Annotated in this window: 13 protein-coding genes and 1 tRNA gene; 13 read left to right on the top strand and 1 reads right to left on the bottom strand. The window is 67.4% G+C overall.

What is annotated here, in order from left to right:
* Positions 1-105: 105 nt before the first annotated feature.
* Positions 106-1,203, bottom strand: coding sequence for a DUF2332 domain-containing protein (locus ABC969_RS07340; protein WP_345864033.1), 1,098 nt, complete (start codon positions 1,201-1,203; stop codon positions 106-108).
* A gap of 59 nt (positions 1,204-1,262) precedes the next feature.
* On the opposite strand from ABC969_RS07340, the gene hisG reads away from it, so the two are divergent.
* From hisG to ABC969_RS07275, 13 genes are all read left to right on the top strand, one after another.
* The gene (gene hisG / locus ABC969_RS07335) at positions 1,263-1,970 is read left to right on the top strand and encodes an ATP phosphoribosyltransferase (RefSeq protein ID WP_345864032.1); all 708 of its coding nucleotides are present in this window, start codon (positions 1,263-1,265) and stop codon (positions 1,968-1,970) included.
* Positions 1,971-2,013: 43 nt separating this feature from the next.
* Positions 2,014-3,297 (top strand): histidinol dehydrogenase, encoded by a 1,284-nt coding sequence (gene hisD, locus ABC969_RS07330; RefSeq protein ID WP_345864031.1) that lies wholly within the window; start codon positions 2,014-2,016, stop codon positions 3,295-3,297.
* A gap of 201 nt (positions 3,298-3,498) precedes the next feature.
* Entirely contained in the window at positions 3,499-3,978 is a 480-nt protein-coding gene (gene nusB / locus ABC969_RS07325; RefSeq protein ID WP_345864030.1) for a transcription antitermination factor NusB, read from the top strand.
* A gap of 2 nt (positions 3,979-3,980) precedes the next feature.
* A complete protein-coding gene (locus ABC969_RS07320) occupies positions 3,981-4,157 on the top strand; it encodes a DUF4169 family protein (protein ID WP_345864029.1) in 177 nt (58 codons plus the stop codon).
* The gene (thiL, locus tag ABC969_RS07315; RefSeq protein WP_345864028.1) at positions 4,154-5,056 is read left to right on the top strand and encodes a thiamine-phosphate kinase; all 903 of its coding nucleotides are present in this window, start codon (positions 4,154-4,156) and stop codon (positions 5,054-5,056) included. Before ABC969_RS07320 ends, thiL begins: the two co-directional genes overlap by 4 nt.
* Before the next feature lie 100 nt (positions 5,057-5,156).
* Positions 5,157-7,334, top strand: a complete 2,178-nt coding sequence (locus ABC969_RS07310; RefSeq protein WP_345864027.1) for a sodium-translocating pyrophosphatase — start codon at positions 5,157-5,159, stop codon at positions 7,332-7,334.
* Between the two features lie 191 nt (positions 7,335-7,525).
* On the top strand, positions 7,526-9,478 hold the full coding sequence (locus tag ABC969_RS07305; protein ID WP_345864026.1) for an alpha/beta hydrolase family protein: 1,953 nt from the start codon (positions 7,526-7,528) through the stop codon (positions 9,476-9,478).
* A 332-nt stretch (positions 9,479-9,810) separates the two neighbouring features.
* The gene (infA, locus tag ABC969_RS07300) at positions 9,811-10,029 is read left to right on the top strand and encodes a translation initiation factor IF-1 (RefSeq protein ID WP_010162480.1); all 219 of its coding nucleotides are present in this window, start codon (positions 9,811-9,813) and stop codon (positions 10,027-10,029) included.
* A gap of 115 nt (positions 10,030-10,144) precedes the next feature.
* Entirely contained in the window at positions 10,145-10,735 is a 591-nt protein-coding gene (locus ABC969_RS07295) for a Maf family protein (RefSeq protein WP_345864024.1), read from the top strand.
* The gene (locus tag ABC969_RS07290; RefSeq protein WP_345864023.1) at positions 10,728-11,675 is read left to right on the top strand and encodes a ribonuclease; all 948 of its coding nucleotides are present in this window, start codon (positions 10,728-10,730) and stop codon (positions 11,673-11,675) included. Before ABC969_RS07295 ends, ABC969_RS07290 begins: the two co-directional genes overlap by 8 nt.
* Positions 11,675-11,872: a DNA gyrase inhibitor YacG gene (locus tag ABC969_RS07285; protein WP_345864022.1), complete on the top strand. Its 198-nt coding sequence runs from the start codon at positions 11,675-11,677 to the stop codon at positions 11,870-11,872. Before ABC969_RS07290 ends, ABC969_RS07285 begins: the two co-directional genes overlap by 1 nt.
* A 32-nt stretch (positions 11,873-11,904) precedes the next feature.
* Positions 11,905-11,980, top strand: a tRNA-Phe gene (locus ABC969_RS07280).
* Between the two features lie 105 nt (positions 11,981-12,085).
* Positions 12,086-13,882, top strand: coding sequence for a hypothetical protein (locus ABC969_RS07275; RefSeq protein WP_345864021.1), 1,797 nt, complete (start codon positions 12,086-12,088; stop codon positions 13,880-13,882).
* Positions 13,883-13,893 lie beyond the last annotated feature (11 nt).

Raw genomic sequence — 13,893 nt, 5'->3', positions numbered from 1 at the left:
CGCTCTGCATCATAATCGAGAGATGCCGGTGCCGCGAATATCTCTGCGTCCTCCGCGCCTCTGCGCGAACCAACCCAGCCCATCCACAAACGCGCCACCTGCAGCTCAGACGGTAATCTTCGCCCCCGCCGGCAAGGCGATCCCCGCGCCCGCCTCCGGCACACCATATTTCACCCACGCAGCATGCGCATGCGCCGTCGCCAGCACCTGCCACGCCCCATCGCCCGGCCAGCTACGCACGCGCACCACCTGCTGCGCCAGCGACCGATCCGGCTCCATCGCCACCCAGCCGAGCGGCCGCTCGGCCGTCGCCCACGCGCCCGCCGCCGCCATTGCCACGCGGATGCGCTCGGCCACCGGCTCGGGCAGATATTGCCACACCACCGAATGCATCAGCACGCGCGTCACCCCCGCCGCCTGGGGCTCGGCCAGCCGCGCCTCCAGCCAATCCGCCGCATCGGCCCGGTCCAGCGCCACGCCGCGCTCGCGCAACATGCCGATCGCCGCGCGCAATCGCGCCAGCCGCTCTGGCGTCTCCGCCCACACATAGGCCGCGAGCCGCGCCTCCACCGCCGGATCGGTCGCCGCCATCGTCGCCACGTCGCAACCGCGCGTCGCCACGATCTCGATCTCCACCGGCGCAGGCGCGGCACCGGACCAGTCGGGCTTCAGGCGCACGGGCGAGTCCACCGGCCCCACCACTGTACCGCCCAGATCGAACCGATAGCGATCGATCAGCAGGTTGAGCCCCGCGCTCGAGCCGATCTCCAATATCTCAATTCTGGGCCCGCACGTCCGCGCCACCTCCAGCAGCCCGGTCATCAGCGCCGCCGATCGCCCCGGCTCGTTGGTCTGCGGCGGCCCGTCGAGCCACGGCATCAGCGCCGCCTCGTGTCGCGCCAGCACCCGCTCTAGGACCCCGACAATTGTCGCCGCCTCGCGCACCTTGCCCGCAAACACGGTGGCGAGTTCGTCATCCTGTCCGGCGATGACCAGCGCATGCAGCCCGCCGATCAGCCGCAGCGGCACGGCATCGCGCGTCGGCTCCCCCGTCCAACCCAGCACCCGCGCGCCCACCGCGCTGTCGGGGGTCAATCCCCGCGCCAGCACGGCGCAGATCCGCGCATAGATCGGCGCGTCCATCGCCGCGCAATAATGTTCCTGGATCAGGAATGCCTCCCGCACGTTCTCGCCGTTCGTCATCGCCCGCTCCCTCACGGCGGTGTTGCTCCCTGCCCCACCCCCTCGTAAAGCCCGAGCCTATGCCTCAGCCGTTAATCATCGCCATCCCCAAGGGCCGCATCCTCGACGAGGCCGTGCCGCTGCTGCGCCGTGCGGGAATCGAGCCCGAAGCCGCGTTCAGCGACGAAAACAGTCGCGCGCTGCGCTTCGCCACCAATCAGCCCGGCATCGATCTGATTCGTGTCCGCGCCTTCGATGTCGCGACGTTCGTCGCGCATGGCGCCGCACAGCTCGGCATCGTCGGTTCCGACGTGCTGGCCGAATTCGATTATTCCGAGCTCTACGCCCCGGTCGATCTCGGCATCGGCCATTGCCGCATCTCGGTAGCCGAGCCCGCCGCGCTCGCCGCGACGGACGACCCGCGCGGCTGGAGCCATGTCCGCATCGCCACCAAATATCCGCACGTCACGGCGGCGCATTTCAAGGCACGCGGCGTACAGGCCGAATGCGTCAAGCTGAACGGCGCGATGGAGCTGGCGCCGCTCCTGGGGCTAGCGCCGCGCATCGTCGATCTGGTCTCGTCGGGGCGGACGCTGAAGGAAAATGGCCTGGTCGAGGTCGAAGTCATCGCCGAGGTCACCTCGCGGCTGATCGTCAACCGCGCCGCGTTCAAGACGCGCGCGGAAATCGTGCCGCTGGTCGAGGCATTCCGCCGTGCCGTCTCTTCTCCCCTCCCGCTTGCGGGAGGGGCTGGGGGAGGGCCTGTCACCATGGAGACCGCCACGTGAAGACACGCCCTCCCCTAACCCCTCCCACAAGTGGGAGGGGGATTTGATCAAACTCTCCACCTCGGACCCCGCCTTCGGTCGCGCCTTCACGACGCTCGTCAACGCGCGCCGCGAAGCCGACGCCGACGTCGCCCGCGACGTGCGCACGATCGTCGCCAGCGTGCGCGACGAAGGCGATGCCGCGCTCGCCGCGTTCACCAAAAAGTTCGATCATCACGATCTGAACGAGACCGGCTGGCGCATCGAAAAAAGCGAGTGGCTCGCTGCCTATGAAGGCCTCGACCCCGCGCTGCGCGATGCCCTGAACCTCGCCGCCGAACGCATCACCGCGTATCACGAAAAACAGCGCCCCTCCGACAGCGACACCACCGACGCCGCCGGCGTCCGCCTCGGCGCACGCTGGAATGCGATTCAAGCCGCCGGCATCTATATCCCCGGCGGCCGCGCGGCCTATCCGTCGTCCGTGCTGATGAACGCCATCCCCGCGCGCGTCGCCGGGGTCGAGCGCATCGCGATGGTCACGCCGACGCCCAACGGCGAGATCAACCCATTGGTCCTCGCCGCCGCGCACATCGCCGGGGTCACCGAAATGTGGCGGATCGGCGGCGCGCAGGCGATCGCCGCGCTCGCCTACGGCACCGGCCGGATCGCGCCGGTCGATGTCATCACCGGCCCCGGCAATGCCTGGGTCGCCGAGGCCAAGCGCCAGCTGTACGGCGTGGTCGGCATCGACATGGTCGCCGGCCCGTCCGAGATCGTCGTCGTCGCCGATGGCCAGAACGACGCGAACTGGATCGCCGCCGATCTGCTCAGCCAGAGCGAGCATGATCCCACCAGCCAGTCGATTCTGTTCACCGACGATGCGGCGTTTGCGCAGCGCGTGGCGGACGCGGTCGATCTGCAGATCGGCACGCTCAGCACGGCGCAGACCGCGCGCACCGCGTGGGACGCCAATGGCGCGATCATCGTCACCGCCAGCCTGGAGGAAGCACTGCCGCTGGTCGATCGCCTCGCGCCCGAGCATCTCGAACTGGCCTGCGATAATCCGCAAGCGCTGTTCGATCGCGTGCGCCACGCCGGTTCGGTGTTCATGGGCCGCCACACGCCCGAGGCGATCGGCGATTATGTCGCCGGACCGAACCACGTGCTGCCCACCGGCCGCCGCGCGCGTTTCGCCAGCGGCCTGTCGGTGCTCGATTTCATGAAGCGGACGAGCTTTCTGCAGCTCGATCCCGCCAGCCTCGCCGCGATCGGCCCCGCGGCCGTGGCGCTCGCCGAAGCCGAAGGCCTCCCCGCCCACGCCAGGTCGGTCGCGTTGCGTTTATAACCCCTCTCGTCACCCCGGACCTGGTCCGGGGTCCACCAAGCCGCAGGCGCAGCGGTCGAGCCTCGAAGCGCATACCCTGCCGCCCGGTGGACCCCGGACCAGGTCCGGGGTGACCAAGGTTGGAGCATTTGTCGGCGTCTTGCCGTGCCGCCGGGGGAAGCAGGTTCATTTTTTGAACGTCCTCCTCTATAGCCCCCGCGCATGACCTCCCCCAATCCCCGCACCCCCGCTCGCACCAAAGCCCGTAGCCAGGCGCGCGCCGCCTCGCGTCTCGCCGCCGTCCAGGCGCTGTACCAGCACGATATGGAGGGCACGCCGGTCCCCACCTTGCTGCACGAATTCCACAATCACCGGCTCGGCGCGACGATCGAGGATGCCGAATATGCCGAGGCCGAAATCGATTTCTTCGACGACATCGTCAAAGGCACCTCTGCCCGGCTCGACGAGATCGACGCCGCGATCGCCGCCAAGCTGTCGACCGGCTGGACGCTCGCCCGGCTCGACAAGGCGATGCGCGCGATCCTGCGCGCCGGCTGCTACGAATTGCTCGCCCGCGCCGACGTGCCGGTCGGCACCGTGATTACCGAATATGTCGATGTCGCGCATGCATTCTTCGACAAGCGCGAAGCCGGCTTCGTCAACGGCCTGCTCGACGCCATCGCCAAGGATGTGCGCGGCTGAGCGTGGCCGAGATCGTCAACCTCCGCGCCGCGCGCAAGGCCAGGGCGCGCAGCGCCGCGGCGGCGGTGGCCGACGCCAACCGCGCGGCGTTCGGGCAGAGCAAGGCGGAGCGCGCGGCCAGCGCCAGCGAGAGCGCGCGGCGCGCGCGCACGCTCGACGGCGCCAAACGCGAACCGTGACCGAAGCCGAGTTCCTCGCCGCCCTGCGCCAGCTCCCGCTGCACCCCGGCGCGCACAGCCTGACCGACGACACCGCGACGCTCGGCCGCTACATCCTCACCACCGACACGCTGGTCGAAGGCGTGCATTATCTCGCCGGTGACCGGCCGGCAGACGTCGCGTGGAAGCTGCTCGCGCAAAACCTCTCCGATCTCGCCGCCAAGGGCGCGACCCCGGTCGGCGTGCTGCTCAATTATCCGCTGCGTGGTGCGGACGATTGGGACGCCGCCTTCCTCGCCGGCCTCGCCACCGCGCTGACCCATTTCAGCACCCCCCTGCTCGGCGGCGACACCGTTTCGCTCCCCCCGCACGCCCCCCGCGTCCTGACGCTCACCGCGATCGGCGCGGACGCCCCCGCCCCCCCGCGCAGCGGCGCGCGCGCCGGCGATGCGCTGTACGTCACCGGCACGATCGGCGATGCCGGCGCTGGCCTCGCCATCGCGCTGGGCAAAGACGGCCCCGCCGAACTGCTCGCCGCCTATCGCCGCCCCCAGCCGCGCCTCGCCGAGGGTCAGGCGCTCGGCCCCCATGTCCACGCCATGATGGACATTTCCGATGGCCTGCTGATCGACGCCGAGCGCATGGCGGCCGCCAGCGACCTCGCCGTGACGATCGACCTCGCGGCCATCCCGCTCTCCCCCGCCTACGCCGCCTTTGCCGGCACCGACCGCGCCGCCCGCCTCGCCGCCGCCACCGCGGGCGATGATTATCAATTGCTGTTCGCCGCCCCCGCCGAGCGCGCCTTGCCCGTCCCCGCCACCTGCGTCGGCCACTTCACCCACGGCACCGCCCTGACCCTCAAACATGGCGTCCAACCCCTTCCGCTGCCCGGAAAACTCGGCTTCCAACACGCTTCCTAGCGCGGCTTGCGCTCCCCCTAAGCGCCCTATACCTTCCGCCCCACCGTGGGAGCACGGCGCAAAGCATCGGCTCCCCCGATAGAACAGAGAGGGAGAGAGCATGCAGATCGTTTATGCCGCCATCGTGTGCGGCCTGATCGCCGTACTCTACGGCATCGTCACCAGCCGCCAGGTCATGTCCGCCAGCCCCGGCAACGAACGCATGCAGGATATCGCCGCCGCGATCCAGGAAGGGGCCAGGGCCTATCTCGGGCGGCAATATCGCACCATCGCCATCGTCGGCGTCGCGGTCGCGATCATCGTCGCCTGGTTCCTCGGGCTGGTCTCGGCCACCGGCTTCCTGATCGGCGCGATCCTCTCCGGCATCACCGGCTTCATCGGCATGAACGTCTCGGTCAAAGCCAATGTCCGCACCGCCGAGGCCGCGCGCACCTCGCTGCAGGGCGGGCTCACCATGGCGTTCCGCTCGGGCGCGGTCACCGGCATGCTCGTGGCGGGGCTCGGCCTGCTCTCGATCGCCGGCTTCTTCTGGTATCTGACCGGCCCCGCCGGCCACGCCCCCAATGATCGCATCGTCATCGATTCGCTCGTCGCGCTCGCGTTCGGCGCATCCCTCATCTCGATCTTCGCGCGGCTAGGCGGCGGCATCTTTACGAAAGCAGCGGATGTCGGCGCCGATCTCGTCGGCAAGGTCGAGGCGGGCATCCCCGAGGACGATCCGCGCAACCCCGCCACCATCGCCGATAATGTCGGCGATAATGTCGGCGATTGCGCCGGCATGGCCGCCGATCTGTTCGAAACCTATGTCGTCACGCTCGGCGTGACGATGGTGTCGATCGCGCTGCTCGTCAAAGCCGACACGCTCGAATTGCTCAAGCTGATGACGCTCCCGCTGATCGTCGGCGGCGTGTGCATCATCACCTCGATCATCGGCACCTACATGGTGCGGCTGGGCCCCCCTGGGAAAGATGGCGGCCAGTCCATCATGGGCGCGCTCTACAAGGGCTTCTGGACCACCGTGATCCTGTCGATCCCGGCGATCTATCTCGCCACGCAATATACGATCGGCGACATGAGCGCGGTGATCGGCGGCGCCGGCTTCCTCGATCCCGCGTCCGACAATCTCACCACCGAAGCCGCAGCCGGCGCCACCCGCGCGGCATCGTTCACCGGCCTGGACTTGTTCTGGTGCATGATGATCGGCCTCGCGCTCACCGGCGCGCTGGTGTGGATCACCGAATATTATACCGGCACCAATTATCGCCCCGTGCGCAGCATCGCCAAGGCGAGCGAAACCGGCCACGGCACCAACGTGATCCAGGGCCTCGCGGTCAGCCTGGAAAGCCCCGCGCTCCCCACGCTCGTCATCTCGGTCGCGGTGATCGCCAGTTACCAGCTCGCCGGGGTGATCGGCATCGCCTTTGCCGCCACCGCGATGCTCGCGCTCGCCGGCATGGTCGTGGCGCTCGATGCGTATGGCCCGGTGACGGATAATGCCGGCGGCATCGCCGAAATGGCCGGGCTCCCCGATGATGTCCGCCAGCGCACCGATGCGCTGGACGCGGTCGGCAACACCACCAAGGCGGTGACCAAGGGCTACGCGATCGGCTCGGCCGCGCTCGCCGCGCTCGTCCTGTTCGGCGCCTACACCACCGATCTGGCCGAATTCTTCCCCGATCTGACGGTCGATTTCAGCCTCTCCAACCCATATGTCATCGTCGGGCTGCTGCTCGGCGCACTCCTCCCGTTCAGCTTCGGCGCGTTCGGCATGACCGCGGTGGGCCGCGCGGCGGGCGCGGTGGTCGAGGATGTCCGCGCGCAGTTCCGCGACAATCCCGGCATCATGGCCGGCACCAGCCGCCCCAATTACGCGCGCACCGTCGATCTCGTCACGCGCGCGGCGATCAAGGAAATGATCGTCCCCAGCCTGCTCCCCGTGCTCGCGCCGATCGTGGTGTATTTCCTCATCACCGCGGTGGCGGGGCAGGCCAGCGGCTTCGCGGCGCTGGGCGCGCTGCTGCTCGGCGTGATCGTCTCCGGCCTGTTCGTCGCCATCTCGATGACGAGCGGCGGCGGCGCGTGGGACAATGCCAAGAAATATATCGAGGACGGCCATCACGGCGGCAAAGGCAGCGAAGCGCACAAGGCCGCGGTGACGGGGGATACGGTCGGCGATCCGTACAAGGATACGGCGGGCCCGGCGGTAAACCCGATGATCAAGATTACGAATATAGTCGCGCTGCTGCTGTTAGCAGCCCTGGCTGCTAACACAGGCTGAGCAAAGCGAAGCAAGCGCGACCGGCCGAGGGGTCCCCACAAAGTAGTACTTTGTGGGGTGCCCCGGCGGGGGGCGCCCGACGCCCCCGACCGACGGCGTGGCTTCGCCACGACGCCTTCAGGCCTTGATACCAATAACTTTAATTCTCCCACCGCCTACGCTAACACGGCTCGGCAACCGGGGGGCTGGCCATGACGACCAACACACTAATCACCTGCGCTTGCGCGCTGTCGCTTACCGCGGCAGCTCCGCCCCCCGATCCCGCCCCAGCGCGCCCGACGGCGCCGGTGCCGGCAGTTGACGCCCCGCCACCCGTCGAAGCATTCGCCGAACTCCCGTTCATCGCCACGCCGGTCGTGTCGCCGAACGGGACGCAGGTCGCCGCCCGCCTCTCCTCCAACGGCGTGCAGGCGCTCGCCATCGTCCCGCTCGACAGTGATAAGAAGATCGTGCGGCTGGGCACCGGTGATAACGATCTCAATAGCTGGTCGTGGGTCAATGATGATTGGCTGGTCGCGCGCATTGGCGCCACGCAGGGCGTGCGGGGCGATCGCTGGTACCTGCGCCGGGCGTTTGGCATCAAGGCCGACGGGTCCAAGATCATGCCTTTGGGCAAGGACGCGGCGCAGAACGCCGACGACATCCTGTGGATCGCCAGCGATGGCACGCCGCGTGTGACGATCGCGATGCAAACCTCGATCTATTCGGGCGATCCCAATTTCTGGCCGGTCGTGCGCGAATATGACGTGTCCACCGGCCGAGCGAAAACCGTCCAGCGCCCTACCGATCATGTCATGGACTGGTATGCTGATGGCACTGGCACAGTGCGCCTGGGCATCGCCTACAATGACGATCGGCGCGGCTATCGCTTGCTCTATCGCGATCGGGCCGATCAGTCGTTCCGCACGGTCGCGAAGGCGCGCGGCACCATTGCTTCGCTCGGCGATGTGCCCGCGATGTTTCTGGCCGAGCCGGGCAAGGGCATCGCCTTCAGCGACGATGATGGGTTCGACGCGCTGTACGACTTCGATCTCGCCACACTCAAGACCGGCAAGAAGCTGTTCGGCAAGCCGGGCTATGACATGGGCGCGATCATCACCGATGCGGCGGGCGGGCGCGCCATCGGCGTGCGCTATATTGATACCGCGGCGCGCACGCACTGGTTCGATCCGGAGCTTGCCCGCGTGCAAAGCGAAATCGACAAGGCGATCGCTCCGCGTCAGGCGCGCATCGTCTCGTGGAGTCGGGATTTCACCACGCTGATGGTGCTGGTCGGCGGCGCCGATCGCCCCGGCACTTATTACGTCTATCGCCCCGCGATCGGCGTGATGAAGCTGTTCGCGCGCACCACCAGCAAATTGCCCATCACCGCTTACGGTCCGGTCTCGACGATCCGCTACACAGCGCGCGACGGCCTCGAAATTCCCGCCGTGCTCACCCTGCCCAAGGGGAAGCCGGCCAAGAACTTGCCCCTGATCGTGATGCCGCATGGCGGCCCGGCGGCGCGAGATGACGAAAGCTGGGATTGGTGGACGCAGTTCCTCGCCAGCCGCGGCTATGCGGTGCTGCAGCCCAATTATCGCGGCTCAATCGGTTACGGCACCGCTTTCGAGGAAAAGGGCAAGGGCCAATGGGGCCTGGCCATGCAGGACGATTTGACAGACGCGGTCAAATGGGCCGCCGCGACCGGCCTTGCCGATGCCAAGCGCGTGTGCATCGTCGGCGGGTCCTATGGCGGCTATGCCGCCTTGCGCGCAGCGCAGCGCGATATCGGCGTCTATCGCTGCGCGGTGTCGTTCGCCGGCGTCTCCGACATGCCTGCCATGCTGCGCTATGACGGTCGCTTCCTCAACGGCAACCGCAGCAAGGATTATCTCAAGGCCCAGGCGCCGGATCTGAAAAGCGTCTCGCCGATCAATCACGCGGCGGACTTCTCGATTCCGTTGCTGATGATCCACGGCAAGGCCGATACCGTCGTCCCAGTCGATCAATCACGCGATATGGCCGACAAGCTCAAGGCCGCCGGCAAGCCGTACCGCTATGTCGAGCAACCAAAAGGCGACCATCATTTCTCGCAAGCCGCCGATCGGCTGCAGTTCCTGCAAGAACTGGAGGCGTTCCTGGCAACGAACAATCCAGCCTAATCCGGACAGGCGGCGGCGTAGGCAAAGCCACGGCGACCACACAGGCGGAGCGTATTTTGTTGGACGCAGCCCCCTGTCCTACACGCCAAACACCATATATCCTCCCCCCAACCCCCGCTCTTTCGCATCGTTGGCCGCCCTCCCCCCGCCCCCTTCAGGCGCGCCCGAAAACCGCGCCAGCGTCTCAACATTGTCAACATTCGCCACCGCCCGCGCCCGCCCGCGCGCACAGAGCGCGCGACCTTCGTGACTTTCGCCCGCGCGCTTCCCTTTGCGCGCGTGATCCGCTAAGGGCCGCGTTCACGATTTCCCGATATTTGCTAGAGGTTTGTTTGGCCAAGGAAGAATTGCTCGAAATGCGCGGCCAGGTGGTGGAGCTTTTGCCCAACGCCATGTTCCGCGTGAAGCTTGAGAACGATCACGAAATTCTCGGCCACACCGCCGGCAAGATGCGCAAGAATCGCATCCGCGTGCTGGTGGGCGATGAAGTATTGGTCGAGCTGACGCCCTATGATCTCACCAAGGGCCGCATCACGTACCGCTTCAAATAAGCCGTCGAGTACAACGTCATCCTGAACGCGTTTCAGGATCCAGGCGCGGCCCGGAATCCCAATGACAGTGTCGATGAGGCGGGTGACCGCGCATCGCTGCTGAAACGAGTTCAGCATGACGGATGTTAGCCCCGCGCCGGACCTGGTCCTGGCCTCGACCAGCCCGCGCCGGCTGGAGCTGCTCGCGCGCATCGGCGTCACGCCGTCCCGCATCGCCGCGCCCGATGTCGATGAAGATCCGCTGCGGCTCGAACTCCCCCGTCCTTACGCGCTGCGCATCGCGCTGGCCAAGGCGCAGGCGGTGGCGCGTGCGCCAAACGAGGTGATCCTCGCCGGCGACACGACGATCGCGGTCGGCCGCCGCATCCTCGGCAAGCCCGCCGACGACGCCGATCTGCGCCGGATGCTGGGGCTGCTGTCCGGCCGCCGCCATCATTGCCTGTCGGCGGTCTGCGTCATCGCCCGCGACGGCAAGCCGCGCACGCGGATCAGCGACACGATCGTCGCGTTCAAGCCGCTCTCGCCCGCCGAGATCGAGGCGTACGTCGCCAGCGGTGAGGGCATGGGCAAGGCCGGCGGCTATGCCATTCAGGGCCGCGCCGAGGCGTGGGTGCGCTTTCTCGCCGGCTCGCATTCGGGCGTGGTCGGGCTGCCGCTGTTCGAAACGCGCGCCTTGCTCACCAGCGCCGGCGTGCCCCTTGCCTGAATGGCTCTATGAGGCCGGCATCGGCGAGGCCCGCGCCGCTTTGGTCGAGGGCGATCGCCTGGTCCAGGCGCTGATCGAGCCCGACGATACCGGCCCCCGGCTCGGCACCGTCACCCGGGCGCGGATCACGGAGATCACCACCAAGGGCCGCGAAGCCCGCCTGACGCTCGAGGATGGCAGCGAGGCGACGCTGTCCCCGCTGCCCCCCGGCATCACGCAAGGGGCAAGCCTCACCGTCCGCATCGTGCGCGCGGCGATCCCCGAGCCCGGCCGCCCCAAACGCCCTAAGGCGAGCCCGAGCGACGACGCGCCCGCCCCCGGCCCCGATCTCCTCGCCCGCATCACCGCTACCGGTGTGCCGGTCCGCATCCTCCGCCCGCACGAGCCCGACGCGCTGGAGCAGGCCGGCTGGTCGGAAGTGCTGGAGGAAGCGCTGACCGGCGAGATCGGCTTTGCCGGCGGCGCGCTGCGCATGACGCCGACCCCGGCGATGACGTTGTTCGACGTCGACGGCGTCGGCCCGCTCGAGCCGCTGGCCATCGCCGCCGCCACCGCCATCGCCGAGGCGATCGTCCGCCACGCCATCGGCGGCTCGATCGGGGTGGATTTTCCCACGATCACCGGCAAGGCGCCACGCCAGGCGGTCGCCGCCGCGCTCGACGCCGCCTTGCCGCCGCCGTTCGAGCGCACCGCGGTCAACGGCTTCGGTTTCCTCCAGATCGTCCGCCCCCGCCTCCATGCGTCGCTCCCCGAATTGCTGCGCAGCGATCCCGCCGCGCGCACCCGCGCTTTGCTCCGCCAGCTCGAACGCGTGCCCCCGCCCGCGCCGCGCCACCACCGTGTCAGCAAAGCCATGCTTGCGACTCTCGAGCGCCACCCCACATGGACGTCCGAGCTCGCCCGCCGCACCGGCGTCGCCGCAATCTTCGAGACCGACTGATGGCCAAGACCGATACCTGCCCGATCTGCAGCAAACCCGCGAGCGCGGCGCAGAAGCCGTTTTGCAGCCAGGGCTGCCGCGATCGTGATCTGCTGCAATGGCTCGGCGAAGGCTATCGCCTCCCCGCCGGCCCGGCCGAGCGCGATGAGTCAGATAGCATGCCGGATGGGCTGGACAGCGGTGGGCACGCCGACTAAGAGCGCGCTTCCGGTGCGGAAACGTGCCGTGTGCCCGAGTAGCTCAGTTGGTAGAGCACACGATTGAAAATCGTGGTGTCGGTGGTTCGAACCCGCCCTCGGGCACCACTCCCCTCCTAGGGGACTGGAAAGCCGGGAAAATCCCAGAATTCAGTGACTTCGCAGGTCCTAGACGGTACATTGCGAAGGACATTAAGCAGCATGGGAGCGGCCTTGGACTACGTCGAATGCGACCCCAAAACGAGCCGACTGATCTATCGGCGCGTGTATCCGATCGCCCTGCGCCCATTCATTCCGCCGCCGAACTCACAGCTCAAGCGGTCGCTCGCAGCTACCAAGATCGACGCGCCGGGAGTGCTGGAAAGATATCGGGAAGCCGCCGCGCTGTATGATCGAACGGTGGCGCTTGCACGGAGGGCCTCCAAGCGATCGTTCGACCCCCTGGACACGCCGACGATCGCCTTCATTGCCGAGGCCTACCGCGTAGAGATGCTAGACCACGACGAATACGCTCGATGGACCCCAGGCAGCAGCACGGCCTTTGTGGCTAGAAAATCGCGCACGGGGCACCTGACACGCGCGTTAGATACCGAGACCCGCACGACGCGCGACATGGCCTACTGGCAGGCGTTGCGGGCCCTTGCTGACATAGAGGGCATCTGTTCGGAATGGGCCGCTACGGCGGCGCGTCTCGCGGCCCTTGAGGGCTGGCTGTTCGACACGGCAACGCCCGCCTATCGCCAGCTATGCCGAGCGATTAATGACACGGCCATCCTCGCCAGCGCGATCATCCTCGAACGCCAAACGGGTGCCGTACTACCGACCCCCGCCGCCCCCCAGCGCCCGCCCCGCCAACCGGAAGTCCTCCAAGCCCCACGCGAAACACCCGTGGAGGAGACCTTCGAGACGATCGCAACCGCTTTGATGGACGCCGCGTACCAGGCAATAAGTCCCACGACGCGCCAAGGTGCACAGACAGCGCTGCGGTTCCTTCGCGAGGCGCTGGGCCCGGTAACGCCTGCAGCGCTTTGCAGGCGGGCCGTCACGGACATGCTGAACCTCCTAGCCCAGCGGCCCGCCAAGGTGCCGCGTGTTCATCGGGCGGCCTCACTGCAGGAACTGGCGGCACTGTACGCCAACCGGCCCGAGGTGCCTCGCCTATCGCCCGTCACGCTTGACCGCCATGTAGGCGCATTAGCAACCCTGTGGACAAAGGCGGCCACCGCTGGCGACATTCCAGAGGAGCTGCCTAATCCGTTCAAGGCGCGGACGTCACCGCAGGGCACTAAGCGCCGGAAGGTCATCGGTTTCAGCTTGGCGGAAATACAGGCGTTCTTGGCGCTGCCGATCTTTACGCACGGCGAACGCCCTGTGAGAGGGCGCGGGGAGGCCAGTTATTGGATACCGCTTATGCTCCTATGGACAGGAGCGCGGCCCGAGGAGATCGCGCAGATGCTGGTAGCGGACATCGCTCGCGACCCCGACAGCGATCGTTGGATGATGACGATCACAGACGCGGGGGTGCACCCTGTGAAGGGACAGCAAAGCCTAAAAACGTCCAAGAAGGACTCTGGCGTTCGCACCTTCCCAGTCCCCGCGCCGCTTATCGACCTTGGCTTCCTCGATTACGTAACGTGGCTGCAGGGTTCGGGAACGGTCGCACTGTTCCCAAAGCTCACAATTAAAAATGCCCGTAATCTCCTGTTCCCGACATTCGGCGAGTGGTGGAGCCTGTATGTGGCGGAGCACGGCGCGAAACCCATTGGGGAGGGCCGCCAGCCGTCGCGGGAGTTCCGGCACTCTTGGTCGACTGCTGCCCGCAAGTCGCTGCTACCGCGTGATGCTCGCGAGTACCTTATGGGCCACCGCCCCAAGAACGCCACCGCCAACGAAGAGTACGGCGAGACAGCATCGCTAGGCCTCGCGATCGACCAGCACAGATACGCAGGCCTGGATGTGTCGCGGGTACGCCGCTGGACGCCACCAACGCGGGACATTCCACAAAGGTAAACCCGGATCGA

This window comes from Sphingomonas qilianensis, from assembly GCF_039614825.1.
Lineage (GTDB): Bacteria > Pseudomonadota > Alphaproteobacteria > Sphingomonadales > Sphingomonadaceae > Sphingomonas > Sphingomonas qilianensis.
This window is presented reverse-complemented; position numbering and strand designations above follow the sequence as displayed.